General features: G+C 52.1%; 10 protein-coding genes and 1 pseudogene. All 11 read left to right on the top strand.

Annotated features, from left to right (window positions below; all coding sequences use genetic code 11):
- Positions 1 to 116: 116 nt before the first annotated feature.
- The 11 genes and pseudogenes from PUT07_RS08965 (at position 117) to PUT07_RS09015 (ending at position 14,542) form a co-directional block, all read left to right on the top strand.
- Positions 117 to 470 (top strand): VOC family protein, encoded by a 354-nt coding sequence (locus PUT07_RS08965; protein WP_274467615.1) that lies wholly within the window; start codon positions 117 to 119, stop codon positions 468 to 470.
- A 114-nt stretch (positions 471 to 584) separates the two neighbouring features.
- Complete coding sequence (locus tag PUT07_RS08970) at positions 585 to 932, top strand: YciI family protein (RefSeq protein ID WP_274467616.1); 348 nt, start codon at positions 585 to 587, stop codon at positions 930 to 932.
- Positions 933 to 936: 4 nt separating this feature from the next.
- On the top strand, positions 937 to 2,166 hold the full coding sequence (locus PUT07_RS08975) for an RNA polymerase sigma factor (protein WP_274467617.1): 1,230 nt from the start codon (positions 937 to 939) through the stop codon (positions 2,164 to 2,166).
- Positions 2,167 to 2,272: 106 nt separating this feature from the next.
- A complete protein-coding gene (locus PUT07_RS08980; protein WP_274467618.1) occupies positions 2,273 to 2,764 on the top strand; it encodes a hypothetical protein in 492 nt (163 codons plus the stop codon).
- Between the two features lie 204 nt (positions 2,765 to 2,968).
- Positions 2,969 to 5,284, top strand: a complete 2,316-nt coding sequence (locus tag PUT07_RS08985) for a helix-turn-helix domain-containing protein (RefSeq protein ID WP_274467619.1) — start codon at positions 2,969 to 2,971, stop codon at positions 5,282 to 5,284.
- A gap of 79 nt (positions 5,285 to 5,363) precedes the next feature.
- Positions 5,364 to 5,633: pseudogene (locus PUT07_RS08990) on the top strand (transposase); the annotation flags it as partial.
- Between the two features lie 1,253 nt (positions 5,634 to 6,886).
- Entirely contained in the window at positions 6,887 to 7,855 is a 969-nt protein-coding gene (locus PUT07_RS08995; protein WP_274467620.1) for an ABC transporter permease, read from the top strand.
- 15 nt (positions 7,856 to 7,870) lie between these two features.
- Complete coding sequence (locus PUT07_RS09000) at positions 7,871 to 8,749, top strand: carbohydrate ABC transporter permease (RefSeq protein ID WP_274467621.1); 879 nt, start codon at positions 7,871 to 7,873, stop codon at positions 8,747 to 8,749.
- 72 nt (positions 8,750 to 8,821) lie between these two features.
- Positions 8,822 to 10,852 carry an alpha-amylase family protein gene (locus PUT07_RS09005; protein ID WP_274467622.1) on the top strand — a complete coding sequence of 677 codons (2,031 nt, stop codon included), beginning with the start codon at positions 8,822 to 8,824 and terminating at the stop codon, positions 10,850 to 10,852.
- A gap of 78 nt (positions 10,853 to 10,930) precedes the next feature.
- The gene (locus PUT07_RS09010) at positions 10,931 to 12,460 is read left to right on the top strand and encodes an extracellular solute-binding protein (protein WP_274467623.1); all 1,530 of its coding nucleotides are present in this window, start codon (positions 10,931 to 10,933) and stop codon (positions 12,458 to 12,460) included.
- Positions 12,461 to 12,532: 72 nt separating this feature from the next.
- The gene (locus tag PUT07_RS09015) at positions 12,533 to 14,542 is read left to right on the top strand and encodes an alpha-amylase family protein (protein WP_274467624.1); all 2,010 of its coding nucleotides are present in this window, start codon (positions 12,533 to 12,535) and stop codon (positions 14,540 to 14,542) included.
- Positions 14,543 to 14,656 lie beyond the last annotated feature (114 nt).

Here is a 14,656-nt window from a genome sequence, read left to right on the forward strand (position 1 = left end):
CTTCCAATTACTAGAAGTTTACACTATACTCGATGTGAGTGATTTTACTGGTTTTCCGTTACTAGATGGCAAGCTGATAACATAATGACATTAAATGATAGAATCGAGGTCTGCAAATGAGAGTAAAACGAATTGTTGCCAATATTCATACACAGAATGTATCGGCAGCGAAAAGCTTTTACCAAGACATGCTCGAGCTTGATTTATTGATGGATCATGGTTGGATTGAAACATACGGCTTACCCGGGAAAGAAAGCATTCAAGTAAGTTTCGCCTCACAAGGTGGCTCCGATACGCCTACGCCTGATCTTTCGATTGAGGTTGATGATGTCGATCTAGTGTTTGAACGCATGAAGAATGCTGGATACAAGATAGAATATGGACTTGCTGATGAGCCTTGGGGAGTTCGGCGATTCTATGTCCGTGACCCATTTGGCAAACTTATTAACATCCTTTCTCATGGACATTAGATAAGCGGGAAGTTTTTAAATAAAAAATTATCTTGTAATTGTAGAAATGGAAACAAGGAAAACGACATGATAACGAAACCAAATTCCAATGCAGTTTAAGAGAGGAGCTTTCGCATGAATTACACCTTAATGTTTTATGAGAGCCAGGAGGACTTTGCGGCAAGAACGGATGCGGCCCGGCAACAAGAATACTTGGCAAGCTGGACGCACTATGTGCATGCATTGCGGCAGGCCGGCATCGTCGTATTCGGCTCGGGTCTATATCCCCCGGAGTCTGCGGCCACATTGAAGCGCCGTGGCGGTGAGATGGCCGTTCAGGATGGGCCGTTCCCGGAGACGAAAGAGCAGCTCGGCGGGATATTCGTGATTGATGTGCCGGACCTGGATACCGCATTAGAGTGGGCTGCTCGGGGGCCCGTCGATACGGTAGAGGTCAGACAGAACATTCCCGCGTTGAAGTAGTCCTATGGACACCTATCGGGTCATTGAACAAACGGCACGTGATGCTTATAGCCGCCTGCTCTCCTATCTGGTTGTAAATTGGAGGGATGTTCCGGCTGTTGAAGATGCCATAGGAGATGCATTCCTCGCTGCGCTGGAAGCTTGGCCCAAGGTGGGCCTTCCGAATAAGCCTGAAGCATGGTTGATCTCGGTTGCCCGCAGGCGGCTTATGGACCGCGCCCGCCATGCGCGTGTTTCGGATCGGGCGCTGCCGGCACTCCTGGCGATGTCCGAGGATGCGCAGCATCTGACGACTTCCCGTGCTGCCTTTCCGGACGAACGGCTGAGGATGATGTTTCTTTGTACGCATCCGGCAATTGATCCTGCGATGCGTACTCCGCTTATGCTTCAGACTGTACTCGGCATCGATGCAGCTCGAATTGCGTCTGCCTTCATCACCAAGCCCTCCACCATGAGTCAGCGCCTAACTAGGGTAAAAGCGAAAATTCGTGCGGAACGCCTCACTTTTGAAATGCCTGCTGAAGAAGAGATTTTGGAACGGTTAGAACCCGTTCTGGAGGCCATCTATGCAGCTTACGGCAGTGGATGGGACGAGGCCGCCATTGCCGGTTCGTCTCGCAGGAAATTGGCGGAGGAAGCGATCGACCTCGGAAGGCTGCTTCTCCAATTCGTCCCCCGCGAACCGGAAGTTTACGGTCTGTTGGCGCTTATGCTTTATTGTGAGGCGCGACGTGACGCAAGACATGATGACAAGGGGAGCTATATCCCTCTATCTGAGCAAGAATGCGCGCGATGGAACCGAAGCTTGATCTCGGAGGCGGAGCGTTATCTGCTGAGTGCTTCGCAAGCCGGTGGAATCGGGCGCTTTCAACTCATGGCTGCGATTCAATCGGTGCATGCGCAGCGGCTATGGACGGGGCGTATCGAGTGGGAGGCGATTGCTCAATTATACGAAGGCCTCATCCGTTTGCACCCCACGCTCGGCGCATTGGTCGGTCAAGCAGCAGCAGTCGCGGAGGCCTATGGGGCGAAACGCGGTATGGCCTTATTGGAAGTTATTCCAGCTTCTGAAGTCATTAACTATCAGCCTTATTGGGCGCTTGCCGGTCATTTGTACAAACGGATGCATCGCAAAGAGGATGCCCTTGCTGCATATAGCCGTGCCATTGGACTCAGCATGGATGTTTCAGTTCGACAATTTCTTAACAGGCAGGTATCCGATTTAACGGAGTAACGAGATAAGTGTTGTTGGGCAGCCGGTTAAATTAATCGGCTGCCTTGTAATTTTGAAACGTCTAACTGTAAGGATACTTGTTAGATGTAGGACAGAGAGGAATCAGATGATTCAAGTTGAACAAGTAACTAAGAAAATTATACTCCTATTTCTTCTGACGCTATTCATCTTCGGATGTACTCAACCCCAAAAAATCGATAGTCGTGAGTATCTAGATATATATAAAGTTGCTATGAAAACAATATTTGAGCAAGAAGCTAATTTTTATAATGATGCCAGAATGAGTTATTTATTAGTTAGAACGGATAATTTGGAACTCAAAACTGAAGATAAAGCCGAATTATTAAACTATGTAAAGAAAATCAGTGAAGTTGATGTGGGGGAAGGGAGATATTCGGATATAGAGACCAATTTGGCGAAAAACAAATTTGGCGGTATGGCGATCGAATTAGAAAATGTAATTTTCAGAACAGACGGGAAAGTAATCCTAACTAGCCGGAAGACTTTCTTAGGCACCATTCAGCTAAGACAAACAATCGAGAAAAAAGATGATCGTTGGATAACAGCCAAAATAGATAAAATTGTGAAATCTAAATAAAGCCGGAGGCAGATTCTGCCACCGGACACATTTTGCCCTCCCGGCTGATTGTTCGGACGTTTCTTGCTCTAAGGCAGCAATCGGATTTGCACGCGAAGTCCGGGGGCCGAAAGCAAGAAATGTCGGTTTTGCAATCGCGCATTTTCTTTTACAATGAAGGTAGGCTCGCATGAACCAAGATGATGTAGGCGTAGGAGGGGACCGATGGGCAACTGGTTGAACGGCTGGAGACAATGGTTTAATTCGGGACGCGACGACCGCAGCGGCACCTATCTGCAGAGGCTGATTTGGGTAGGATGCTTATCGGTATGTCTGCCGATTATGATTACAGGTCTGGTTTACTACCAGTTTTCTATGGAGCGGACTAAGGAAGAGATTATTGACGAGAGCCAATCCACGCTCTTAATGACCAAGGACAGGGCGGAGCGCTTGCTCCAAGGCATTGAAACGGACTCTCTGCAGTTGGCGGCGGATCCGCTCATGACGGATTTGTTCGCCGGCCGGATTACAGATATGCCGCTGATCTGGCATTTGGATTTGGTCAATAAAATTACGCTGGTCAAGAATACGAATAATTTCATTAAAGAAATATATTTTTACAGCACGCTCGAAAGCGTCGTTCTTACGAATAATTACGGCTCCATGGAGCTGGAGCATTATAAATACAAAGCGGATATCGAGCAGCTCCTGAACGATGACAGTCTGACGAAGTGGACTTACTTGCCGTCGAGCTCCCAGGAAGGCTTGATCACCTTCGTCCGTAAGGTGCCCGTCGGCGCGAACAATCATGCTCAAGGCATTTTGGGATTGCAGGTAGACATTGGAGAGATCGTTCGCTTCCTTCCGGAGTCAACGGCTGTGATTCCTAAAGGGAAAGAACTGGTGTTTCTCAGTGCCTTGGGGCAGCCCCGACAGGGGGAGAAGCCCGCCAACTTGGAAGCATGGTCCGGCTACGAGACCATTGCCGCAGCGCAAGACAGCATCGGCAGCTTCTACGAAGCTTGGCAAGAGGGGAGGAAAGCGCACGTCTCCTACATCAAAAGCATGTTCGGCCGTACGTACGTCTCCGTCATTCCGGAAGACATCATTGCCGATAAATTGGCGTGGATTCGGGTACTGACGATAGCGGCTCTCCTTTTTATCATCACACTTGCAGCGATGTTTACGTATTTAAGCACGAAGCGGGTGTACAGCCCGATCGAGCAATTAATTAAGCACAGCAGGTCTCTTGGAGCCGGCCGGATTCAAGGGAGCGAGAACGAGCTGGATTATATTCGGACCTGTCTGGACTACTTGAACAAGGAATCTCAGAGACTCGGCAAATATATGGAGAAAGTACAGCCGACCTTGCGGGAACGGTGTCTCCAGCAGCTAGTTAATGGCGATTATATTCTCAGCGACGCACTGCTTCACGATTGTGAGATGTACGGACTGACGGTGAAGGCGACCTACGGGGTTATGATTGTGGAAGTGGAGAACGCCATCAGGGAAACCCGTTTTCTGCCGAGCGACAAGCCGATTCTTGCATTTACGCTGGCGAATGTCATTCAGGAGATCATGGAGACGAATCCGGATCTGCAGGGCTACGTATTCCCTTATGAAGGAAGAGGCGTAGCGCTGATTCGCTGGGACGATATGGAGGAGCAGGGCAATCTGCCGCAGCGGATGATCGCTTTCGCCCAAGCGGTGAGCGATTCGCTCCAGAGCTGCTTGTCCTTCGAAGTGTCCGTAGGCATCGGCCGCTGTTACTCGCATATTGCCGACGTCCCGGTATCGTACAAGGAAGCTGTCGTTGCGCTGCAATACCGGATCTATCAGGATACGGCCTCGATTCTCTACATCGAGGATTTGGAGAGCTCGAAACCGCGCTCCGTTTTCCGCTACCCGAGGGAGCTGGAAGGAACAATCGTCGACTCGCTGTCCAAAGGGGAAACGAAGATGGCGGAGCAAGCGCTTGAGAAATTCACTAAGGCGCTACAGCAGTCGAAGTCGTACCATTTTATACACCAGAGCTATTCCGTTCTCCTGTCCGCTATTATTACTTCCTTAGAGAAGCAAGGCGGCAGCATTCTGGATATTCTGGAGCACAATCTGTTCGGACAGCTGGAGAGCAAGCGGACCTCGAGAGATATTATCGACTGGTTCACTGGAGTACTGTTTCCGCTGCATAAGCAATTGATAGAGGAATCGCTGAACGATAACGGGCAATCGGCAATCTCGCAGATCTGCCAGCATATTCGGGAACACTGCCGGGAGGATCTGACGCTGGTGCAGTGCGCCGAGCTGGTCGGGATGAGTCCGTCGTATGTCAGCCGGCTGTTCAAGAAGGAAATGGGGATCAACTTCCTCGACTTCGTCTTGGAATGCAAGGTGGAGGAGGTCAAGCGGCAGCTGCTGGAGACGGACCAGAGCATCAGCGAGATCTCGTCCCTCATTGGCTATTCCGAGCGAAATCTCACCCGCATCTTCCAGCGCAAGGTCCAAATGACACCAAGTATGTTCCGTTCCGCATACAGGTGATTCTGATCGAGGCTCGACATCAGTCGAGTCTCGATTTTTTTGTAATATGAGCGAAGCTTAACCCTTATTCCTGCGGGGAAAAGTGACGGTCGAGGAGTTTATTGCAAGGGTCATACGTCACATACCTGATGAGAACTTTAAAACAATTCGGTACTACAGTGTGGATTCGCGGAAGCTAAAAAAGGTAAGTAAGAAGCCTGTTACAGACTGGCAAAAAGAGGCGAGAAAATGGATTGTACGAGCACAAAGGCAGCAAAAACGCAGAAATTGGAGAGAACGAATTCATAGAACAACGGGAAAGGATCCACTAGTCTGTCCAAAATGCGAATGTTATTATGATTACAAAGGTATTCGTGGGCATGAATACAAGTTTACCGATGTTCGTCAAACTTAAAAGGCCGTCAGGGCGATATTCCCTGACGGTTTTTCTTATGTTTTTTTCGATACTCGGCGGATAGTCGAAAATTTTATATGATTTATCGAATAGAATTACCACGATTCATAGGAAAAGCGCAGATTGTATTCTATTTTTCATATAGAATTAGCGAATTTCGGTTCAGAGAGAGGAATATATGCGATTTTTCATATAGAATCCACGCAGAAGGTGAGCAGGGTCAGAGGACAATATATTACGCCCTGCGTGGCACTTGGATACGGTATGAACTCCGTGTGCATCGCCAAGTCGGACAGAATACAAGTGTTCTATCGATTTATAGCACAACTATGGCGACCGATTTGCGGCACTTTGTAACTAACAATTGCTCATGGCCTTGGATGAAGAGGGGGTTTCAATACTCCATTCCTCGGAATCCCGTTCCCCACGCTCCGTTACTCCTTAGGCCAGGATCACCTCCTGCCAACCACCTCATGGAACTAGGGATCTTCATATACAGTTACAGTGCTGCACGTCGAAATCTCACCCGGAGCGCCGAATAAAAGGAAAAACTCCCGCTATTCCTATGCCGTATAGGCTTTTGGGGAGGAATAACGGGAATTACTCCCGTTAAAATAGCGAAGAACGCCCTTTTGCGGCCATTTTGCTCTGAATTAACAGGAGATTATCCAGTTATCCTACTCGCATCGGCTCTATTCAGTGGATTTAACAGGAGAAAATCCCGTTACCCACGCTCCGTCGGTCAGGTTTGCCTCCTGCTGAACCAGGGTTCCTCGTATGCCACAGGGCTGCACGTCGAAATCTCACCTGGAGCGCAGAATAAAAGGAAAAACTCCCGCTATTCCTATGCCGTATAGGCTTTGGGGAGGAATAACAGGAATTACTCCCGTTAAAATGGCGAAGAACGCCCTTTTGCGGCCATTTTGCTCTGAATTAACAGGAGATTATACAGTTATCCTACTCGCATCGGCTCTATTCAGTGGATTTAACAGGAGAAAATCCCGTTAAAATGGCGAAGAATGCCTTCTTGCGGCCATTTTGTTCTCAGCGGGCAAGCTGCAGCGCACAAGACAGATTTTGACCTGTACAAGTTCGGGCCTGTCCAAAGCAAGGATTGTCGCTATGCTGCCGTTCCGCAGCGTCCTATGATGAGTTCACAGGGGCAATGTGGATCCCGAACTAACCGAAACCGAAAGAGGTGCTTAGCGATGATAGAGTCTTCCAGAGCCCAACCCCGCCTGACGGCGGCGGCAGTTCCCAAGCAAGGCTATTGGTTCCGCCTGCGGGACCGCATGCTGCAGCATAAATACATCTATATGCTAGCGCTGCCAGGCATCCTTTATTTTATCCTGTTCAAGTTTGTGCCCTTGTGGGGATTGCTGCTTGCCTTTAAGGATTACAATCCGTACAGCGGTTTCTGGGGCAGCGAATGGGTTGGGCTGAATCATTTCATCCAGCTCTTTGGTGACAGCAATTTCTATGTGATGTTGAGGAACACATTCGCGATCAATATTTTCGGTCTTGTCTTCATGTTTCCGCTGCCGATAATATTGGCCCTGATGCTCAATGAAGTGCGGCACGAGACCTTTAAGCGGATAAATCAGTCCATCGTATATCTGCCTCATTTTCTGTCCTGGGTCGTCGTAGCCAGCATGACGTTCTTCATTCTCTCGACGGATGTCGGCATCATTAACAAGCTGATCACGGAGTCCGGCGGCGAGAGCATTGCGTTCTTATCGAACCCGAACTACTTCTGGTGGTTAATCACGGCGCAAAACATGTGGAAAGAAGCAGGCTGGGGGACGATCATTTTCTTGGCTGCCATGGCGGGAGTCGATCCGCAGCGCTATGAGGCGGCCGTCGTAGACGGAGCGAGCCGGTGGAGACAGATTTGGCACGTTACGCTGCCGGCCATCCGCCCAACGATCCTGATCCTGCTTATTCTGCGGCTCGGACAAATGGCGGACGTAGGCTTCGAGCAGATTCTGCTCATGATCAATCCGCTCGTCATCTCCATGGCGGAGGTATTCGATACGTATGCGTATACCCAAGGGATACTCAAGGGGCAGATCAGCGCCGGGGTTACGGTAGGCATGTTCAAGGGCGTGGTCGGGTTCGTACTGGTCATGAGCTCCAACTATATCGTGAAAAAACTCGGACACGATGGAATCTATTAACAAGGAGGAGCTGATATGAGCTTTATTGCACGAAAAAAGAAGCTGGAGCTGTTCGACTATGTCAACTACACGCTCCTTGCCTTGATTTCACTAATATGCGTATTCCCGTTTTTCTACGTATTCAGCGTTTCATTCACAGATCCGGAGGCTTATGTGCCGTTAGAATTTTATATATTCCCGGAGAAGTGGTCACTGTCCGCCTACAAATACATTTTGTCGACCGACAGCTTCCTGAATGCGCTGAAGAGCACGACATTTATTACCATCGTCGGTACCGTTTTGAACCTGGCGGTCTCGTTCTCTCTCGCTTATGCACTGACCAAGAAAGCGTTGCCTGGCCGCGGACTGATGCTGAGCGGGGTCATCTTCACGCTCGTGTTCAGTGCGGGAATCGTCCCGAGCTACTTGTTGATCAAACAACTGGGCATGCTGAATTCCTACTCGGCGCTGATCTGGCCGTCGCTGACGAATGCGTGGAGCTTGCTGGTCATCAAAAGCTTCATGGACTCGCTTCCTACCGAGCTTGAGGATGCGGCCAAGATCGACGGCTGCTCCGACCTGGGAGTGTTCCTGCGCATTGTGATTCCATTATCCCTGCCGGCTATTGCGGCTTTCACTTTGTTTTTCGCCGTTTCTCATTGGAATACTTATTTCAACGCACTCATTTACATTTCCGATTCGAAGAAATGGACCTTGCAGGTGCTCATTAAGACGCTCGTAATCGATTCAGACACCATCGGCGTCGGGCAATCCGGGGGGGATGACAGGCTGGTGCCGCAAGAGACGATCCGCATGGCCTCGATCATGTTGGCGATGGCGCCGATTCTGGTTGTGTATCCGTTCCTGCAAAAGCATTTTGCCAAGGGAGTGATGCTGGGCTCGGTTAAGGGGTAGTGTACGTCCGAAACTCAAATACAGCGGTTACCGGTTCAGGCATGCTGACGTGACCCAATTCAGGAGGAAGCTATGAGTGTAGATCGCAAGGAATGGTGGCAAAGGCCGCTGCGCGTTATCCAACCGAACCTGCAGGTGCGGGATACCAGGTTGATAGATCCGGAACAGCTGGCAGAGCAGATGAAGAGCATGGGAGCGAACACGATTGTTTTTAATGTTGGAGGCATCTATGCCTGGTACCCGACACAAGTGCCTTTCCATACGGTAAATGAGCATTTGCCCGCCACGTTCGACCTGCTTCAAGCGGTGATCGCGGAGTGCCATAAGCGGGATATTCGCTTCGTTGCCCGGTTCGACTTCAGTAAGACCGAGGATTCGGCTTACCTGAGCCATCCCGAATGGTTCGCGCGTCAAGCCAGCGGTGAGCCGCTGACCGTCGGGGCTATGAGGCCGGGCAATTGGTCGCTGTTGATGTCGACTTGCATTAACAGCGCTTACCGCAGCGAAGCGGTGGCCATCCCTGTGCTGGACGAGGTACTGAGGGGTTATGACGTGGACGGCATATTCTTTAATGCGCCGGGGTATGTGACTTGCTATTGCGACGGCTGCCGCAGGAAGTACCGGTCCGTCTACGGCAGAGAACTGCCGCAGGACGCCAAGGAGTTCGCTCCCGAGTGGGCATCGACCTGCATGAGAGACAACATGGACCGTTTGTATGCCTTCATGAAGGCGACCCGCCCGGAGGTCCCGATGATCCTGTACTATAACTTGTACAAGGACAATTTATTTGACCGTGCGCAAACGACGGATATGCTCTGTACGGAGCCGCAGGACATCTTGTCGCTCGGGCATCGACACATCCCCGAGTTCTGGAAGCCCGCGCTGAGCATCAAGCTGGGCCGGTCGCTGCCTGAACGCCCGGCACCGTTCGGCATCGTGCACTCCAGCCCGGGGATGGATTGGCGCCATACGGGGTTGCCTCCGGCCGAATACCGCTTCTGGCTGTCGCAAATTCCGGCTCATGGCGGAAGCATCTGGCATTCGCTCACGGGCATTCCGGAAACGATTACGGACAAGCGCATTCTGGAGGTTGTAACCGAGTTCAATCGGAACGCGGCCAAGGTAGAGTCCTACATGGAAGACGCGCAAACGGTAGCGCAGGTGGCTCTAATGTGGACGGCCGATGCTTCGGCAGAGGGCTGGGCCGACGGGCTGATCGCCCGGCAAATCTTATTCGATGTGCTGCTGCAGGAGCAGGCGACGCCGGAGAGACTGCTGCAGTACAAGGCGCTCGTGATTCCCGAGGGCATGACCTATACGGAGGAATTCCTTGGGGCAGTCACGGCTTATGTGCAGGCAGGAGGCCATATTCTCGTCGAGGGGGCGATCCCGGAGCGGAAGGAGCTGCAGTCCCTGCTGGGCATATCGCAGGAGATGCACAGCAGCGAATATTTGAAGGCATCGTATTTAAGATTCGAAGGCGCAGGCAATCCGCTGCAGAAGGGCTTGGAGCAAACGGAGCTCATCGCGCACCGGGGCAAGGTCGTATACACCCGGCCTGCAGACGCGGGGACCGAGGTATTGGCGACGCTGGTGCCGCCGTTCTCGCCGATGGAAAGCGTAGGCGCGCCGCCGGAGCGGGCGTCGCTGGCTGTCAGCCACACCGACATTCCGCTTGCGCTGCTAGCCGCCTCCGGTCAAGGCCGAGCCTTGTACTTCCCGTTCTCGCTCAGCCATCTCATCAATGAGTTCAAGCTGGATGAGCATTACCAGCTGCTGGCGAATAGCATCGATTTGGCGCTAGGCGAGGAGAAGCTGCTGGAGACGAGCCACTATCAAGGGCTACAGGTGACGGCGTTCAAGAAGGACGACAACCTGCTTGTCCATCTGGTCAACGGGGCCGGCAGACGGCCGCTTTCGACCCACCTGCCCCTATATGGCATTCACGCGAAGCTGCGGTTGAACGGCAGGAGCGTCAAGTCGGTGAGGCCGCTGATCGGGGAAGAACCTCTGGAATATTCCGTGAGCGAGGGAATGCTTCATGTGAGAGTGCCGGAGCTGCAGATCTGGGAATGCTTGCTCATCGAAACAAGCGAATCGTGATATGATCATGGGTAATAGTGTATCCACATCCACATGTACGAGTATGGACCTACAACAATCCTTAAGGGGGATGTAAATATGAAAGCACACAAGAAAAGTACGGCAGCCCTATCCTGTCTCGTGGCCTTATCTTTATTGGCGGGCTGTTCGGGAGCGAACGAAGCCGCTAACTCCGGAAAGACAAGCGGGACGAAGACTGATAACGGGCCGCTTACGATCAAAATTTTCGCCGGCTTGTATAACGAAGTGCCGGATATGAACAATGCCTATTGGACCGAGTGGCAGAAGCGCACGAACACGAAGCTTGACATCGAATGGGTCCCGGACGGCGATTTGAAGACGAAAGCGGATCTGCTGTTCGCCTCTGCGGACCTTCCCGAGGTGGTCGCCTCCCCGGATTCTACATGGCCGACCCTGCGCAGCGCGATCAAGAACGGCGCCTTCTGGGATCTGACTCCCTTCCTTGGGGATCTCAGCGAATATCCCAATCTGAAGAAGAATATGGCGCCGGACTGGCAGAAGTACTTATCCGTTGACGGCAAAATCTATGCCGTTCCGCGCTCCCGTTCCCGAATCGACAACGGCATCAAGATCCGCAAGGATTGGCTGGATAAGCTGAATATTCCTGTACCGACGACACTGGATGAGTATGCCGCCGCTCTGAAGAAGCTGATCGACAGCGACCCGGACGGCAACGGCAAGAAGGATACGCTGGGACTGATCGGCCATGGCGTTATCATCAGCGACGGTGACGATGCGTTTGCCGCCGGCTTCGGAGCTCTGGAGCCGACCTACAATAGCGAGGGCGGAATGATCGATAAGCGGCTGACTCCGCAGTATACGGAGATGGTAAACTGGTTCCGCGGCTTGTATACGGACGGTGTGCTTTCCAAGGAGTTCGCGGTCATGAAGAAGACGCAGGCGGAGGAGCTGTATAAGACCGGACGTGCGGCCTCCTACGCGCGAAGCGTATGGTGGGATAAGGAGTGGGAGGATTCGATCAGCAAGACGCAGCCGAACCCGAAGATTCTTAACCTGACCCTGAAGGGACCGAAGGACAATGCGATCGTTCTGTCGACAGGGGTATCCGGCGGCTACTATATCAGCAAGAAGGTGCCGGAAGCTAAAGTGAAGCAGCTGCTGAAATATTTTGACTTTACGGCTTCCGAGGAAATGACGGACTTTGGCTATTACGGCATCGAGGGCGTTCACCATAAGGTCGTCGGCGGGCAGAAGGTATTGACGGATCAGGGCGTGAAGGAAGTCAACACGACAAGCAAGGGCGCCGGTGTTCTGGCCTATGCGAAGTGGGGCAAGGTAGAAAGTGCGTCTGGGGACAAGGCGTACAACGATGCGAAGAAGAAGGAAGTCGAGCAGTACGATACGATCGGCAAGGTTGATCCGTTCCGCTACGTATACTCTCCGACCTTCAACAACATTTGGCCGAAGTACGAGAGCGAGTTTAAATCCATGGTGACGAAGGCGATCGTAGGCCAAATCTCTATGGACGAGTACAAAATGTATATCGAGAAGCTGAATAATATGCCGGAGATGAAGAAAGCGTTCTTGGAAAATACCGAGGCTTACAAGGAATTCCACAAGAAATAAGCGGCAAAGCAGAAGCGGTTACCAGGGGACTTCCTTGGTAACCGTATCACTATCCGAGAGGAGAGTCGGGACATGGCCTGGTGGGCGACGAATAAGCTGCGTTTGATTCAAAATAATTTGCGGGAGAGCGATGCGAATCTGGACGTGGATGCGTTGCTATTGAAGCTGAAAGAGTTATCTGCGAACGTGCTGATGATGAATGCGGGAGGGATCGTGGCTTTTTATCCGACGGAGCTTGAGTACCATTACCGGGCTGCCGGACAGAGCAAGGATTTGCTCCAAGAGGCTGTGGAGAAAGCGCATGCCAACGGGATGAAATTCATCGCGCGGTTCGATTTCAGCAAGGCGCACGAATCGATCTATCAGAAGCGGCCGGAATGGTTCTACCGGACCAAGGAGGGCAGGGAGGTCAACTATCACGGGATTGTCCATACGTGCGTCAACGGCTACTACCAGCGGGAGTACGCACTCCGCATGATCGACGAGGTGCTTACCCGCTATGAGGTGGACGGCATCTTCTTCAACATGTTCGGGTATCAGACGAAGGATTACAGCGGCAAGCATTACGGCATCTGCTTCTGCGACAGCTGTCAGACCGGATTCAAGGCGTTCAGCGGCGGGCTGGCGCTGCCGGCGTCGGAAAGTCTGGACGACCCTGTATACCGGTTGTATAAGACGTTCCAAGAGGTGACGACGAAGCAAATTTTGGACCGCATTCATGCGCTTGTAAAAAGCAAGGATAGAGAGATCGCCATCTCCACTTATAACGAGTATAAGGTCGATATCGTCCGCAAGGAGTCGAATACGGACATCCACCGGCCGCAGCCCGTCTGGTTGTACTCTGCTTCGGAGAATGTGCAGTCGCTGGAGGACAGCTGGGGGGATAAGCTCGTCAGCAATTGCTGCATTAACGCGATTGATCTCGTTCATCGCTTCACGGGTGTCTCGAAGCATGAAATCAACATTCGCCTGAAGGAAGGGCTGGCCAGCGGATCGGGCCTGGACTTCTGCATCATCGGCGTGTTCGAGGATTATCCGGATCGGGAGAATTTGCCGGTTGTATCCAACGTTTTCCAGTATCATAAGGAGAACGAACGTTATTACGGACAGTTCCACTCCATGGCGGATGTGGCCTTGGTGAAGCCGGGAAGACCGGCGCAGAAGAACATGAAGGAATATTTCGGCTTGTACAAAATGCTGAAGGAGGAGCACATCCTCTTCGATGTCATTCATCAGAGCACACTCGCGGCGAATGGCGAGCGTCTCAAGAACTACCGGGCGATCCTTATCCCGGATACGGCCGGTTTCTCTTGCGAGGAGCTGGATGTATTGGAGAGGGCGCATGAGCAGGGCGTCGGACTGCTGGCTACGGGGGGAGCTTTCACCGAAGACGCGGAGGAGCGGGAGTTTCTGCGGCGCGTATTCGATGCAAGGGTAGAGGAGGTTCACCACTACTGCCAAGAGGCGGCCTACCTGTGGACGGAAGACAAGCAAATATTCTCGCGGTTTCCGGAGCGGGATTGGGTATTTCTTGACGGGCCGTTTTATCGCCTGCAGTCTGGAGCCCGAGTGAAATGCCAGCTTCCGCTCGTGGAGCCCTCGACCTACGGTCCGCCGGAGCGGGCGTTCGGACACCGCATCTCCGAGCGGACGGCGGGAGCGCTGATTGCCGCGAATTCGAAGGGAATCGCCGCAATCATTCCGTGGCAAGCCGGTACGCTGTATTACCAGCATGGCTTCGCCGACCACAAGCACGTGGTGCTTGACCTCTTGGAGCATGCGGCAGCGCAGCGTTGGAAGCTTGCTACGAATGCTCCTTCTTGTGTGGAGGTGTTCTTCCATCGGCTGGATGATAACACGTATATGCTTCATCTGCTCAACCTTTCCGGCTTCAATGGGATCACGTATCACGAGGCGGTACCGGTGTACGGAATTGAGCTGTCTCTTCGCGGGGTGGGGCAATGCCGAGGCGCCGAGGATTTGGTGACGAAATCGAAGGTTGATTATGGGAACGCGGATCAAGCGGTTACGCTTCGGCTCTCCGAGTTGAAAGACTTCGCTTCCCTGGTCATTCGGGTGTAAAATGAACGAGAGGGAGGAGCCGGTATAGCTGTGACCGGCCCTCCTTTTGATGCCCTTGCATTGCGAGGACAGTGATCAGCTGCCAGGTATGGAAACAAGCCCTTGGCAGTTCGC

It is taken from the genome of Paenibacillus sp. MAHUQ-63, assembly GCF_028765165.1.
Classification (GTDB): Bacteria; Bacillota; Bacilli; order Paenibacillales; family NBRC-103111; genus Paenibacillus_E.

Excerpts from the sequence above, each read along its gene's own strand:
- PUT07_RS08965 (WP_274467615.1), top strand. The coding sequence starts at position 117 with ATGAGAGTAAAACGAATTGTTGCCAATATTCATACACAGAATGTATCG.
- PUT07_RS08970 (WP_274467616.1), top strand. The coding sequence starts at position 585 with ATGAATTACACCTTAATGTTTTATGAGAGCCAGGAGGACTTTGCGGCA.
- PUT07_RS08975 (WP_274467617.1), top strand. The coding sequence starts at position 937 with ATGGACACCTATCGGGTCATTGAACAAACGGCACGTGATGCTTATAGC.
- PUT07_RS08980 (WP_274467618.1), top strand. The coding sequence starts at position 2,273 with ATGATTCAAGTTGAACAAGTAACTAAGAAAATTATACTCCTATTTCTT.
- PUT07_RS08985 (WP_274467619.1), top strand. The coding sequence starts at position 2,969 with ATGGGCAACTGGTTGAACGGCTGGAGACAATGGTTTAATTCGGGACGC.
- PUT07_RS08995 (WP_274467620.1), top strand. The coding sequence starts at position 6,887 with ATGATAGAGTCTTCCAGAGCCCAACCCCGCCTGACGGCGGCGGCAGTT.
- PUT07_RS09000 (WP_274467621.1), top strand. The coding sequence starts at position 7,871 with ATGAGCTTTATTGCACGAAAAAAGAAGCTGGAGCTGTTCGACTATGTC.
- PUT07_RS09005 (WP_274467622.1), top strand. The coding sequence starts at position 8,822 with ATGAGTGTAGATCGCAAGGAATGGTGGCAAAGGCCGCTGCGCGTTATC.
- PUT07_RS09010 (WP_274467623.1), top strand. The coding sequence starts at position 10,931 with ATGAAAGCACACAAGAAAAGTACGGCAGCCCTATCCTGTCTCGTGGCC.
- PUT07_RS09015 (WP_274467624.1), top strand. The coding sequence starts at position 12,533 with ATGGCCTGGTGGGCGACGAATAAGCTGCGTTTGATTCAAAATAATTTG.